A 13942-nucleotide genomic window follows, 5' to 3' on the forward strand; every position below is an offset into this window, starting at 1 on the left:
AAACGGCAAGATCATGTGGGTTCGCAAGTCGGCGCTGGTCCTTCGCCGTGATCCCTGATTAGAATACGCCCAGCCGTGTTGAAGTCGTCCCGGCCGGTTATTTTTGGATTTGCATGTCCTTGCCTCGTCTCTATGCGCGTGTGCTCGAATTGCTCGGCAAGGAAGCACGGCTGGGCTGGATCCTCGCCGGCGCCAACCTGCTGCTTGCCGGCGCGCAGTTCGCCGAACCGGTCTTGTTCGGCAAGATCGTCGACACGCTCTCCGGCACGCCGGCGAGCGGTTCCGGATCGCCGTCAGCCTGGGTGATGCTGCTCGCCTGGGCCGGCTTCGGGCTTTTCACCATCCTGTGCGGCGCCTGGGTCGCACTGCACGCCGACCGGCTGGCGCACCGCCAGCGCCAGGCCGTGCTGACCAGCTATTTCGAACATATCCTGCAACTGCCCCTCACCTTCCACACCGGAACCCATTCCGGGCGGCTGATGAAGGTGATGCTCAACGGCACCGACGCGCTGTGGCGGCTGTGGCTCGGATTTTTCCGCGAGCACTTTGCCGCGATCCTGTCGCTGGTCGTGCTGCTGCCGCTCGCGCTTTACATCAACTGGCGGCTGGCGATCCTGCTGTTCCTGCTCTGCGTGGTGTTCACCGTGCTGACGACGCTGGTGGTGCGCAAGACCTACGGCATGCAGAGCGACGTCGAGACCTATTACGGCGACCTCTCGGCGCGTGCGTCAGATGCGCTCGGCAATGTCGCGCTGGTGCAGAGTTTCGTGCGCATCGACGCCGAGGTGCAGGGCGTGCGCTTCGTCGCCGACAAGCTGCTGGCGGCGCAGATGCCGGTGCTGTCGTGGTGGGCGCTGGTCACCGTGATCACGAAAGCCTCGACCACGATCACGATTCTCGCGATCTTCACGATCGGCATCTTCCTGCACGAACGTGACCTCACCACGGTCGGACAGATCGTGATGTTCGTCTCCTTCGCCACGCTTCTGATCCAGAAGCTCGAGCAGGTGGTCAGCTTCATCAACAACGTGTTCATGGAGGCGCCGCGCCTTGCCGAGTTCTTCAACGTGCTCGATGCGGTGCCCGCCGTGCGCGACCGTCCCGATGCGATCGACACTGGACGGTTGTCGGGCCTTGTCGAATTCAACGACGTGTCGTTCTCCTATGACGGCAAGCGGCCGGCGGTCGAAGACCTTTCCTTCAGTGCGCTGCCGGGCCAGACCATCGCGCTGGTCGGCCCGACCGGCGCCGGCAAGTCCACCGCGATTGCGCTGCTGCATCGCGCCTTCGATCCGCAATCCGGCTTCATCAAGATCGACGGCATGGACGTGCGCGGGCTGAAGCTGAACGCACTACGGCGGAACATCGGCGTGGTGTTCCAGGAAGCTCTGTTGTTCAATCGCACGATCGCCGACAACTTGCGGGTCGGCAAGCCGGATGCGACCGACGATGAAATGCGGCAGGCGGCTTCCCGAGCGCAGGCGCTGGAGTTCATCGAGCGCAGCGACCTCGGCTTCGACACCAATGCCGGTGAGCGCGGGCGAATGCTGTCGGGCGGCGAGCGTCAGCGGTTGTCGATTGCGCGCGCGCTGCTGAAGGACCCGCCGATCCTGATCCTCGACGAGGCGACCAGCGCGCTCGATGCCGTCACCGAAGCCAAGGTCAATGCCGCACTCGACGAAGTGATGAGGGGCCGCACGACCTTCGTCATCGCCCATCGCCTGTCGACCATTCGCAATGCCACGCGGATCCTGGTGTTCGACGGCGGGCGGGTGATCGAAAGCGGAACTTTCGATGAACTTGTCGCGAAAGGCGGCCGTTTCGCTGAGCTAGCGAAAGCCCAGTTCATGGTGCAGGAAAGCGCACGCGCGAGCGTTACAGCTTCCTGAGAAACCTCACATCGCCGTCAAGACTCAAGTACCGTCGAAATTCGGCCTATTTCGTCATCGATTTTTTGCCTCTTGAGCCTGTTCCAGACCGGCAAGCCGGTATAGGTTGGCGTCCGCCGCCGGACACGCTTGAAACCCGAATGTCATCTAGTGAAGACCTCCTTGGCCGAAGGCGGGTCTCAAAGGACCGGAATCGGATAGTGCATTTTCATCGCCCGTCGATTTTCAGATCATCTTTGCGTTCGATCGTCCTTGTTGTGGCGTTTGCGCTCGCCACGACGCATGCAAACGCGGAAGCGCTGCTCCTGGTCGAAGCCGATACGGGCAAGGTTCTGCAGGCCGAGAACGCGACCTATCCCTGGTATCCGGCTTCCATCACCAAGATGATGACGGCCTATGTGACGCTCAAGGCCGTCAAGGAAGGACGCATCACCCTCGACACGCTGTTCACGGTGTCCCCGGTCGCGGCCTCGCAATCGCCGTCGAAAATGGGATTGCGGCCCGGCACGCAGGTCACCGTCGACAATGCGCTCAAGATGATGATGGTGAAGTCGGCCAACGACATGGCGGTGGTGCTGGCCGAAGGCGTCGGCGGTTCGATCGACGGCTTTTCGGCGATGATGAACGACAACGCCAAGCGGCTCGGCATGACGCAGACGAACTACGTCAATCCGAACGGGCTGCCCGCCGAAGGGCACGTCACCTCGGCGCGCGATCAAGCGATCCTGGCGCGCGCGATCATTCACGATTTGCCGGAATACGAATATTTCGTCCACATTCCCTCGATCCGCTACGGCCGCCGGATCACACAGAACTTCAACAAGCTGATCGGGCGCTATCCCGGCGCCGATGGCTTCAAGACCGGTTTTATCTGCGCGTCCGGCTACAACCTCGTGGCGTCCGCAACGCGCAACGGCAAGCGGTTGATCGCGGTCGTGCTCGGCGCTTCGTCCGGGATGGCGCGTTCGATCAAGGCCGTGCAGATGCTCGACCGCGGCTTCGCCAACGACCAGCTGTCATGGCTGAAGCCATCGCTCGGCACGGTGGACAGTCTCGCGCCGGTCGACGCCTCGCCGCCGGACCTGCGCGACGAGATGTGCAACGGCAAGCGGCATCGCCCGGCCTCCGACGACGATGACACGGTCGCCAGCAACAGCTCCGAAGGCTCCGGCCAGGCGCTCGCCTTTTTCGCAACCGGCCAGACGCCGACGATGAAGCCCTCGGAATTGCTCGCAGCCGCGCCCGCACCCTCCGAGCCGATTCCTGTCTATGCCGGACCGACCCGCACCGGCGCCGCGCTGATCGCCACGGTCGCGGCTGACACGGCCGCCCAGGAACAGGCCTCGGCCAAGCATCGCGGCAAGAAGTCTCGTGTGGCCGCCAGGAAGCCCCCGGAAGCGGGGACCGACGATGCCGGCAAGCAAGCCAAATCTTCGGCCAAGCCGGTCAAGCATGCCAATGCCAGGCCTGATGCGGCGGCAAAGACCGCCGACAAGCCGGCGACATCGGCCAAGCCGAAGGCTGTTGCCAAGCCGGCCAAGCCCGCGCCCAAGCCGGACGCCAAAAGCAGCAACGGCTAACAGAGCGAGCCAGCGCCGCCGCTGGCGGCGATCAAAGCCGCGCGCATTAACCCTTGGAGGGGTTCCCAAGGCCGCCTGTCGGCCGTCCCCGCCGCTTGCCATCGGCGGCGGCAGCGCCCAATATTGCAAGATAATAAAATGTGCCGTCACAGAAACAGACACAATCCAGGCGACATGATTGAGGAGGGGAAGTGACATGGAGCGCATCTGGCTCAAGCAATATCCGGCTGGCGTGCCCGCCGATATCGATCTGACCCAGTACTCATCCCTGGTCGAGCTATTGGAAGAAAGCTTTGCGAAGTTCAGGGATCGCAAGGCCTTCATCTGCATGGACAAGTCCATCACCTACCGCGACCTCGACGAGATGTCGCTGGCGCTCGCCGCCTATCTGCAGAGCAAAGGCTTGAAAAAGGGCGCCCGCGTCGCGCTGATGATGCCGAACGTGCTGCAATATCCGATCGCAACCGCCGCGGTGCTGCGCGCCGGCTATGCCGTCGTCAACGTCAATCCGCTCTATACGCCGCGCGAACTGGAGCATCAGTTGAAGGATTCCGGCGCGGAAGCCATCGTGGTGCTGGAGAATTTTGCGACCACCGTGCAGCAGGTGATGGGCAAGACGTCGGTCAAGCACGTCATTGTCGGCAGTATGGGCGATCTGCTCGGCTTCAAGGGCGTCATCGTCAATCTCGTGGTGCGGCGCGTGAAGAAGATGGTGCCGGCCTATTCGCTTCCGGGCAGCGTTTCATTCAACGACGCGATTGCGGCCGGACGCTCGATGACATTTCAGAAGCCGCGGCTGATGCCCGATGACGTCGCCTTCCTGCAATATACCGGCGGCACCACTGGCGTCTCCAAAGGAGCGACGCTGCTCCATCGCAACATCCTCGCCAATGTGCTGCAAAACGACGCGTGGCTGCAGCCGACGCTGACGCGGCCGCCGCAGGTCGACGAGCTCTTCATCGTTTGCGCGCTGCCGCTCTATCACATCTTCGCGCTGACGGCCTGCTACCTGCTCGGGGTGCGCGCCGGCGGCGTCAACTTGCTGATCCCCAATCCGCGCGACATGCCGGGCTTCATCAAGGAGCTTGCGAAATACCAGGTCAATTTCTTCCCCGGCGTCAATACGCTTTACAATGGCCTGTTGCACACGCCCGGCTTCGACAAGCTTGATTTCTCCAAGCTGAAAGCCTGTAACGGCGGCGGCATGGCCACGCAAAAGCCGGTTGCTGAAAAGTGGCTCGCGGTGACGCACTGCCCTCTGTCGGAAGGCTATGGCCTGTCGGAGACCTCGCCGACACTGACCTGCAATCCGGCCGACATCGACCGCTTCACCGGATCGATCGGCATTCCCGTTCCCTCGACCTGGCTGTCGATCCGCGACGACGATGGCAATGAAGTGCCGCTCGGCGAAGCGGGCGAAATCTGCGCCAAGGGCCCGCAGGTGATGGCCGGGTACTGGAACAGGCCGGATGAGACCGCGAAGGTGATGACGGCGGACGGCTATTTCCGCACCGGCGACATCGGCGTGATGGGCCCGGACGGCTACACCAAGATCGTCGACCGCAAGAAGGACATGATCCTGGTCTCCGGCTTCAACGTCTATCCGAACGAGATCGAGGAAGTGATCGCAAGCCATCCCGGCGTGCTCGAATGCGCCGTGATCGGCGTCGAGGACACGAGGTCCGGCGAGGCGGTGAAGGCCTTTGTGGTCCGCAAAGACCAAAACCTCACCGCCGAGGACGTCATCAAGTTCTGCGCCACGCAGCTCACCGCCTACAAGGTGCCGAAGCAGATCGAGTTCAGGGCTGCTTTGCCGAAGACCAATGTCGGCAAGATCCTGCGCCGCGAGCTGCGCGACGAGAAGAAGGCGGCGGCCGCTTAAGGGAAACGCGGCCGTGTCGAGGCGATGACGGATCCGGAAAGCCGTATCCAAGACGTCCTCGCGTTTTGGCGCGAAGCCGGTCACGAGCGCTGGTACACGCCAGACGCCGATTTTGATGCGGGCGTACGCGAGCGGTTTCTTGCCCTCTGGCGGGAAGCTGCGTCAGGCCAGCTGTCATCCTGGGAGACGAGCGACGACGGCGCGCTCGCGCTCGTCATCGTGCTCGATCAATTTCCCCGCAATATGTTTCGCGGGCTCTGCGAAGCCTTCTCGAGCGATGTGCTGGCGCGTGAGGTAGCGATCCGCGCCATTGCCCGCGGCGTCGACATGCGCATCGAGCCACCGCTTCTGCAATTCCTCTATCTGCCGTTCATGCACTCGGAGGAGTTGGCCGATCAGATCCGCTGCGTCATCCTCTTTCAGGCCGGCGACGACCCGGAAAACCTGCGATATGCCGAGGAACATGCCGACATCATCCGCCGGTTCGGGCGATTTCCGCATCGAAATCGCGTGCTCGGGCGCATCACAACGCCGGAAGAGCAGGCCTTTCTCGACGGCGGCGGCTTTTCCGGCTAGACCCTCTCGCTATATTGTGCCCTGCACAGACCCCATTTAGAAACGCCCGCACATCCCCAAGGAGACTAAGATGACAATCAAAGTTGGCGACAAGCTGCCCGAGACCAAGTTTCGCGTGTTGACCGCGGACGGTCTCCAGGTCCGCACCACCGATGACATTTTCAAGGGCAAGAAGGTCGCGCTGTTCGCCGTGCCCGGCGCCTATACCGGCACCTGCCACAAGATGCATCTGCCGAGCATCTTCCTGAATGCCTACGCCATGAAGGACAAGGGCGTCGATACGATCGCGATCGTTTCCGTCAACGACGCCTTCGTCATGAGCGCCTGGAAGCGCGACACCGACCAGCGCGACGAGGCCACTTTCCTTGCCGACGGCAATGCCGACTTCGCCAAGGCGATCGGCATGGAGCTGGATGCGTCCGGCAACGGGCTCGGCATCCGCTCCAAGCGCTACTCGATGGTGGTGGAAGACGGCGTCGTGAAAAAGTTCAACCTCGAAGCCGCGCCCGGCAAGGTCGAGGTTTCCGGCGGCGATACGCTGCTGGGACAACTTTGAGCCGAGCTGCATTTCTTCCCCTCTCCCCTTGTGGGAGAGGGTGGCGAAATCGAATGGAATGAGATTGAGCCGGGTGAGGGGTTACGCTTCATCGATAGAGCATGACCCCTCACCCGGTTTCTCGTTGACGCTCGAAACCACCCTCTCCCACAAGGGGAGAGGGTAAAGAGCCCGCCCCGCGAGTTGGACTACCCCTTCAACCTCGCCATCGCGACGCCGTCGCGCGCCAATTGATCGGCACGTTCGTTCTCGTCGTGACCGGCATGGCCCTTGACCCAGTGCCAGCTCACCTTGTGCGGCTTGAGCGCCTCATCGAGGCGCTGCCACAGCTCTGCATTCTTCACCGGCTTCTTGTCAGCGGTGCGCCAGCCATTCTTCTTCCAGCCGTGAATCCACCCGGTGATGCCCTGACGGACATACTGGCTGTCGGTATAGAGATCGACCGCGCAGGGTTTTTTCAGCGCCTCCAGTGCCGAAATCGCCGCCATCAACTCCATGCGGTTGTTGGTGGTGTGGGCTTCAAACCCGACCAGCTCTTTCTCGACCTCGCCGAATTTCAGGATTGCGCCCCAGCCGCCCGGACCGGGATTGCCGGAACAGGCGCCGTCGGTGTGGATGATCACCTGGGGAAGCGCAGCCATTTAAGCGAGCACGCCGTAGTCGCGGATCGACGTCACGGTCTGATGGAAGCGCAGCTTGCGGACATATTCGAGCGGATCTTTCGGGCGCACCAATGCGCCCTTCGGCACGTTGAGAAAATCGACGAGCCGCGTCAGCAGGAAGCGCAGCGCCGCGCCGCGCGCCAATAACGGTAGTGCGTCTTCTTCGGCTTTCGTGAGTTTGCGCTCGCGGCCATAGGCCGACAGGAGCGCCCGCGCCTTGGTGACGTTGAAAGAGCAGTCGGGCTCGAAACACCAGGCGTTCAGGCAAATCGCCACGTCATAGGCGAGCATGTCGGTGCAGGCGAAGGTGAAGTCGATGATGCCGGAGACCTTATCCTCGAGAAAGAACACGTTGTCCGGAAACAGGTCGGCATGAATGACGCCGCCCGGCAACGCCTTCGGCCAGACGCCGCTTTCGAGATATTCGAGTTCGGTCTTAAGAAAATCGCGCAAGCCCAATTGCACCTCGTCGGCGCGCGCGGCCGCCTGTTCGAACAGCGGCCGCCATCCCGCAACCGACAGCGCGTTCGCCCGCACCATCGCGAAATCAGCACCCGCCAGATGCATTTGCGCCAGCACCTTGCCGACGCCGGTGCAATGCGCAGAGTTGGGCTTGCGCGGCCAGATGCCTTCGAGAAAGGTGATGATCGCGGCCGGGCGGCCGGCGAGCGTGCGTAGCGCTTCGCCGCTTCTATCCCTCACCGGCTGCGGGCAATTCACCCCGCGCGAGGCAAGGTGCGTCATCAGCGCAAGAAAGAACGGCAGGTCGCCTAAAGCGACGCGCTTTTCGTACAGCGTCAGGATGAAAGAACCCGACGTCGTGTGCAGCAGGAAGTTGGAATTCTCGACGCCCTCGGCGATGCCCTTGTAGGACAGGAGTTCGCCGATCTCGTAGTTCTTCAGGAAGTCCGCAAGCTCGTCGGCGGCGACGTCGGTGTAGACCGCCATTTGCGCTTTGCCCCGGCTTTGAGCTTACTCGGCGGCGTCAGGCCGCAGCGAACGCGGCAGCGGGAAGAACTCGTTCTCCTGCGCGGCCGACACTGTCTCCACGTGCAATTCGTAGCGCTCGGCGAACGCGCCCATGATCTCTTCCACGATCACTTCCGGCGCGGACGCGCCCGCGGTGATGCCGAGGCTCGTGATGCCGTCAAAGCGCGACCAGTCGAGGTCGCTGGCGCGTTGCGCCAGAATCGCGATCGGGCAACCCTCGCGCTCGGCGACCTCGCGCAGGCGCTGCGAGTTCGACGAGTTCGGCGCGCCGACCACGATCAGCGCATCGACCACCGGCGCCACCTTCTTCACCGCGAGCTGGCGGTTGGTGGTGGCGTAGCAGATGTCTTCCTTGTGCGGACCGGAAATGTTCGGAAACCGTTCCTTCAGCATCGCGACGATTTCCGCGGTGTCGTCGATCGACAGCGTGGTCTGCGTCACGAAAGCGAGGTTGTTGGGATCTTTCGGCGTAAAGGTCTTGGCGTCTTCGGCGGTCTCGATCAGCGTCACCGCGCCCTGCGGCAATTGGCCCAGCGTGCCGACCACTTCCGGGTGATGCGAATGGCCGATCAGGAGGATTTCGCGGCCGCGCTTGAAATGGATCGCCGCCTCCCGATGCACCTTGGTCACCAGCGGACAGGTGGCGTCGAGCGAAAAGAAATTGCGGGTCTGGGCTTCGGCCGGAACGGACTTCGGAACCCCATGGGCCGAGAACACCACTGGTGCATTGGTATTGTCGGGGATTTCGGCCAGTTCCTCGACGAAAATCGCCCCCTTGGTCTTGAGGCTGTCGACCACATAGCGGTTATGCACGATTTCGTGGCGGACATAGACCGGGGCGCCGTAAATCGTAAGCGCCCGCTCAACGGTGTCGATCGCCCGCACAACGCCGGCACAAAAGCCGCGCGGCGAACAAAGCACGATTCTCAGGGGGGGTTTGGCTGGCATAAGGGGCCTCGGACCTCCTCCGCGCCTTCAGCCTTAACCATGGCCGAAGGGTCGTGGAACGGTCGATTCAAAGGGATTAATCCAAGCAAGGACTTGGGACGGCTTTGCCGCCCTGTCAAGGGCAACCCATTGCGCGAAAGCCCTTAGGCGGCATATAAGGGGCTTAATTCCCGTCATCGTTGATGACCATGGCTTCGCCTCCGAGAGGTGGGCGAAGCGCAAAGGAGATTTGCCATGAGCAATGCACCGCTGATGCCGAAGGCAACCGCCGTGTGGCTGGTCGATAATACCGCCCTGACCTTCGATCAGGTGGCCGATTTCACCAAGATGCACCCGCTCGAGGTCCGCGCCATCGCCGACGGCGACGCCGCCCAGGGCATCAAGGGCATGGACCCGATTTCGACCGGGCAATTGACCCGGGACGAAATCGAAAAAGGCGAACAGGACCCGAACTATCGGCTCAAGATCGCCGAGAGCAAGGTGACCTTGCCGCCCCAGGCCAAGAAGAAGGGCCCGCGCTATACCCCGGTTTCGCGCCGGCACGAGCGGCCGAGCGCGATCCTCTGGCTGGTGCGCAACCACCCCGAACTGAAGGACGCGCAGATCATGCGCCTTGTCGGCACCACCAAGACCACGATCGCCAGCGTTCGCGACCGCACCCACTGGAATGCCTCGACCTTGACGCCGATGGACCCGGTGACGCTCGGCCTGTGCTCGCAGATCGAGCTCGATTTCGAGGTGCAGCGCGCGGCCAAGGAAAAGCCAACCGACATCTCACATGGCGGCCCGACGCTGCTGCCGGCCTCCGAGACCACCCGCAAGGAGCCGGAACTGGAGACCGCCGAAAAGGGCGGCGACGACCTCAACGTCGATGCGGTGTTTGCCAAGCTCAAGACCATCGGCGGCAAGAAGCCGGACCAGGAATAGTTTATTCCAACCGGCCGCAGTTCGCGCCTTAAGGCCGAACCGGATTGTTCAGCATGTACTCGCCGACATCGCGCTGTCTCCTGTCGGCACGCGCGATCTCGTTGGCGCGCTGCGCATCGCGATCCCTGATGCAGGCGACATATTCAGGCGAGCCCGGTGCAACCTGTCCGCCCTTCCGGCAGAAGGTGTCGTCGTCTTCCTTCAAAGACGAATAGGTCGGCGCCTCGCCACGATGGGAGCAGGACGCAAGCGCAAGCGCCGTCAGCGCGATAATAAGCGACGTGGATCGCAGTCCCATACGCAGGTGCCTCGAGTTTCGTCATAGCCGGGCATCGCCGTTTGAAGAACGGCTTCGCTTCCGCTCGCCTTTGACCCGGCAATCCATCAAAAACAAGGCATTCTCTTGAATGGACGCCCGGGTCAAGCCCGGGCATGACGACTGGGCTGGCCTCAGCCCCTCCCCTTCAAGGCCTCGGTGATCTCGTCCAGCACCTTGGGATCCTCGATGGTGGCGGGCATGGCCCATTCGTCGCCGTCGGCGATCTTCTTGATGGTGCCGCGCAGGATTTTCCCCGAACGCGTCTTCGGCAAGCGACCGACCGTGATCGCCAGCTTGAAAGCTGCGACCGGGCCGAGCTTCTCGCGCACCAGCGCCACGATTTCCTTTTCGATCTCGATCGGCTTGCGCGTCACGCCAGCCTTCAGCACCAGGAAGCCGCAGGGTACCTCGCCCTTGATCGCGTCCTTGATGCCGAGCACGGCGCATTCGGCGACATCGGGATGCGACGCCAGGATCTCCTCCATGCCGCCGGTGGAAAGCCTGTGGCCGGCGACGTTGATGATGTCGTCGGTGCGGCCCATCACGAAGACGTAGCCGTCCTCGTCGATGTAGCCGGCGTCGGAGGTTTTGTAGTAGCCGGGAAACTCGCTGAAATAGGCTTCCTTGCAGCGCGCATCCTGCTGCCACAGCGTCGGAAGGCATCCGGGCGGCATCGGCAGCTTGATCACGATCGAGCCCATGGTGCCGGCGGCGACAGGCTTCGACGCTTCATCCACCACGGCGAGCTGGTAGCCGGGCATCGGCACCGTCGGCGAGCCATGCTTGACCGGCAGAAGACCGAGGCCCACCGGATTGCCGGCGATGCACCAGCCGGTTTCGGTCTGCCACCAGTGATCGATCACCGGCACCTTCAATTGGCTCTCCGCCCATTCGACCGTCGGCGGGTCGGCGCGCTCGCCGGCGAGAAACAGCGTGCGGAATTTTGTCAGATCATATTGCCGGATGAATTTGCCGTCGGGGTCTTCCTTGCGGATGGCGCGAAACGCCGTCGGCGCGGTGAACAGCGCGACCGCGCCGTGCTCCGCGATGACTCGCCAGAACGCGCCGGCGTCGGGCGTGCCGACCGGCTTGCCCTCATACATGATCGAGGTCGCGCCATGAATGAGCGGGCCGTAGACGATGTAGCTGTGGCCGACCACCCAGCCGATGTCCGAACCGCACCACCAGACCTCGCCCGGCTTGATGCCATAGAGATGAAACATCGACCATTTCACCGCGACGAGATGCCCGCCATTGTCGCGCACCACGCCCTTCGGGATGCCGGTCGTGCCTGACGTATAGAGGATATAGAGCGGATCGGTCGCCAGGACTGGAACGCAACCGGCGGATTTCTTCGCCTTGATTGCGGCCTCGCGCAACGAAGCCCAGTCGTGATCGCGCCCGGCGGTCAATTCGCAGGTCTGCTGCGGCCGCTGAAGGATGATGCAGGCCTGCGGCTTGAAACGCGAAAGCTTGATGGCTTCGTCGAGCAGCGGCTTGTAGGCGACGATGCGGCCCGGTTCGATGCCGCAGCTTGCGGACAGGATCAGTTTCGGCGCGGCGTCGTCGATCCGGGTCGCGAGCTCCTTCGGCGCGAAGCCGCCGAACACCACGGAATGCACCGCGCCGATCCGCGCGCAGGCGAGCATCGCGACCACCGCTTCGACCACCATCGGCATGTAGATGATGATGCGATCGCCCTTGGTAATGCCGAAGTCGACCATGACAGCGGCCAGCGTCTTCACCTCGTTCAGCATCTCGGCATAAGTGAGTTTGGTGACGCGGCCGGTGAGCGGCGAATCATGGATCAGCGCAAGTTGATTGGCGCGGCCACGTTCGACGTGGCGATCGAGCGCGTTGTAGCAGGTGTTGACGATCCCGCCCGCAAACCAGCGGCCGTAGAGGCCCTGGGCAGGATCGAACACCTTCTCCGCCGGTTTGATCCAGTCGATCTCGCGCGCCGCCTCGCCCCAAAAGCCCTCGGGATCACGCAGTGAGCGTGCATGGACCTCGTGATAGCGGCTCTTCTCCTGGATGTTCATGGCGTCCTCCGGCAGCCGCTTCCCTGTCATGGCCGGGCATGACGATGCGGAATGGCCATTAATTATCTCATGACCATTGTCATCCGAAGTTGCGCGAGATCAAGCCGGAACCGCTTCGCCCTTCGGCTAAAGGTACCTACTTGGAGATCGCACTGAGCTGGTCGACCCGCTGCGCCATGGCCTGGCGCAGGTCGTAACCCGGGCGGCCATAGGAGGCGTTGCGCTTGTCGATGAACTCGCGTTGCTGCTTGGTCAGGTTCAGCGCCGCGCGATGGCTGTCGCTTTCGGCCGCAGCAATCGCCTTCAGGAAGGCATCGCTCATGTTGCGGTCGAGCCGCGCCAGATCGGGATTGGCGCAAATCGCCTTTTCCACGTCACGCCTGGCAACCGCGCAATTGAAGCTCGGCAGGCCACCCGCGTCCTTCAGTCCGTTCAGGCGCTCGATCTCGACCGAGACCTTCTTGTAGTTGTCGGCAGCCTTGGCATCGGACGGATTGAGCCGAACGCCTTCCGCATAATCCTGCAAGGCGCGTTCACGGTCGCCCTGGCCCTCATGGGCCGCACCGCGGTTGTTGTAGGCGCGCTGGAACTTCGGATCGAGCTTGATCGCCGCATCGTAGTCGGCAATCGCACGGTCGTAGTTTTTCATCGCCTGATAGGCATCGCCGCGATTGGTCAGGAAATTCGCGGTCTGGCGAAGCTTGATCGCCTGATCGAAATCGGCGATCGCACTGGTGTAGTCGCCATTGCGGTAAAGATCGAGCCCGCGATTGTCGAAGAATTCGGGCTTTGAGGGGTCGATCCGGATCGCCGCCGTCTCGTCGTCGAGCGCGTGCTGGATGTTGCCGAGCTTGCGCCAGGCCGCGCCGCGATTGGTCCAGGTTTGCGCCCGGTCCGGATCGAGCTTGATGGCCTGATCGTCGTCGGCAATCGCCTTCTGGTACTCACCCTTGAAATACCAGGCGGCGCCGCGATCGGCATAGGCCAGCGCAAGATCGGGCTTCAGCCGCAGCGCCTCGTTGTAGTCTTCGATCGCGCGGTCATATTTGCCGGTGTTGTTGAAGACGCTGGCGCGGGTTTCATAGGCTTCCGCATATTCGGGATCGAGCCGGATGGCCTCGTTCAGCGCGCCAAACGCCTCCACGGTATTGCCTTGCTGGCGCAGGATCTCGCCGCGGGCGCGGTAAGCAGGCGCAGGCCTGGGATCCTCGGCGATGACATGGTCGAGTTCGTTCAGTGCCTGGTCGCTCTGGCCGTTGTTGTGGCGTGCCAGCGCCTGCACGACCATGGCCTTGTAACGATCCGCATCCGCCGTTGCCGGATTGTCGATCACAGCAGTGCAAGCGTCGATCAACGGGGCGGCCGCAGTATGCCAACTCAGGGCGCAAGCGACCGGCGGCTCGCCGGTCGTCTGGGCACGCGCGGCGGTGGACGGCAGGCTGGCAGCGGCCAGAACGGCCGCAGTTAACAATGGCGAGGCAAAAATTCGCATGACCGGCTCTTGAGTGTCGGGTGCTCGGCAAAACTGCCGATTTCGCAGGATTTGTCGCCAAAAACCGCCGCGAGGTTCA

General features: G+C 62.7%; 12 protein-coding genes. 6 read left to right on the forward strand and 6 right to left on the reverse strand.

Annotation, left to right across the window (positions count from 1 at the left end; all coding sequences use genetic code 11):
* Window positions 1–113 precede the first annotated feature (113 nt).
* The 5 genes from VFB05_RS00670 to VFB05_RS00690 all read left to right on the forward strand — a co-directional run bounded on the left by VFB05_RS00670 (window position 114) and on the right by VFB05_RS00690 (window position 6483).
* Window positions 114–1889, forward strand: coding sequence for a glucan ABC transporter ATP-binding protein/ permease (locus VFB05_RS00670; RefSeq protein ID WP_325007655.1), 1776 nt, complete (start codon window positions 114–116; stop codon window positions 1887–1889).
* 200 nt (window positions 1890–2089) lie between these two features.
* A complete protein-coding gene (locus VFB05_RS00675) occupies window positions 2090–3469 on the forward strand; it encodes a D-alanyl-D-alanine carboxypeptidase family protein (RefSeq protein WP_414643122.1) in 1380 nt (459 codons plus the stop codon).
* A gap of 196 nt (window positions 3470–3665) precedes the next feature.
* On the forward strand, window positions 3666–5351 hold the full coding sequence (locus tag VFB05_RS00680) for a long-chain fatty acid--CoA ligase (protein WP_325007659.1): 1686 nt from the start codon (window positions 3666–3668) through the stop codon (window positions 5349–5351).
* A gap of 24 nt (window positions 5352–5375) precedes the next feature.
* Window positions 5376–5927: a DUF924 family protein gene (locus VFB05_RS00685; RefSeq protein ID WP_325007661.1), complete on the forward strand. Its 552-nt coding sequence runs from the start codon at window positions 5376–5378 to the stop codon at window positions 5925–5927.
* A gap of 70 nt (window positions 5928–5997) precedes the next feature.
* A complete protein-coding gene (locus VFB05_RS00690) occupies window positions 5998–6483 on the forward strand; it encodes a peroxiredoxin (RefSeq protein ID WP_325007663.1) in 486 nt (161 codons plus the stop codon).
* 188 nt (window positions 6484–6671) lie between these two features.
* Here the strand turns inward: VFB05_RS00690 and rnhA are convergent, their stop codons facing one another.
* Genes rnhA through ispH form a run of 3 tightly spaced genes read right to left on the reverse strand, consistent with a single transcriptional unit; the run spans window position 6672 to window position 9083 of the window.
* Entirely contained in the window at window positions 6672–7124 is a 453-nt protein-coding gene (gene rnhA / locus VFB05_RS00695; protein ID WP_325007666.1) for a ribonuclease HI, read from the reverse strand.
* Window positions 7125–8093, reverse strand: a complete 969-nt coding sequence (locus VFB05_RS00700; RefSeq protein ID WP_325007668.1) for a homoserine kinase — start codon at window positions 8091–8093, stop codon at window positions 7125–7127.
* A 24-nt stretch (window positions 8094–8117) separates the two neighbouring features.
* The gene (gene ispH / locus VFB05_RS00705) at window positions 8118–9083 is read right to left on the reverse strand and encodes a 4-hydroxy-3-methylbut-2-enyl diphosphate reductase (RefSeq protein ID WP_325007670.1); all 966 of its coding nucleotides are present in this window, start codon (window positions 9081–9083) and stop codon (window positions 8118–8120) included.
* Window positions 9084–9317: 234 nt separating this feature from the next.
* Between ispH and VFB05_RS00710 the strand changes: the two genes are divergently transcribed.
* A complete protein-coding gene (locus tag VFB05_RS00710) occupies window positions 9318–10010 on the forward strand; it encodes a DUF1013 domain-containing protein (protein ID WP_325007673.1) in 693 nt (230 codons plus the stop codon).
* Window positions 10011–10038: 28 nt separating this feature from the next.
* Here the strand turns inward: VFB05_RS00710 and VFB05_RS00715 are convergent, their stop codons facing one another.
* The 3 genes from VFB05_RS00715 to VFB05_RS00725 form a co-directional block, all read right to left on the reverse strand.
* Window positions 10039–10308 (reverse strand): hypothetical protein, encoded by a 270-nt coding sequence (locus VFB05_RS00715; protein WP_325007675.1) that lies wholly within the window; start codon window positions 10306–10308, stop codon window positions 10039–10041.
* Window positions 10309–10460: 152 nt separating this feature from the next.
* Complete coding sequence (locus VFB05_RS00720; RefSeq protein WP_325007677.1) at window positions 10461–12371, reverse strand: propionyl-CoA synthetase; 1911 nt, start codon at window positions 12369–12371, stop codon at window positions 10461–10463.
* A gap of 136 nt (window positions 12372–12507) precedes the next feature.
* Window positions 12508–13863, reverse strand: coding sequence for a tetratricopeptide repeat protein (locus tag VFB05_RS00725; protein ID WP_325007679.1), 1356 nt, complete (start codon window positions 13861–13863; stop codon window positions 12508–12510).
* Window positions 13864–13942 lie beyond the last annotated feature (79 nt).

It is taken from the genome of Bradyrhizobium sp. (genome assembly GCF_035652035.1).
Taxonomy (GTDB): domain Bacteria; phylum Pseudomonadota; class Alphaproteobacteria; order Rhizobiales; family Xanthobacteraceae; genus Bradyrhizobium.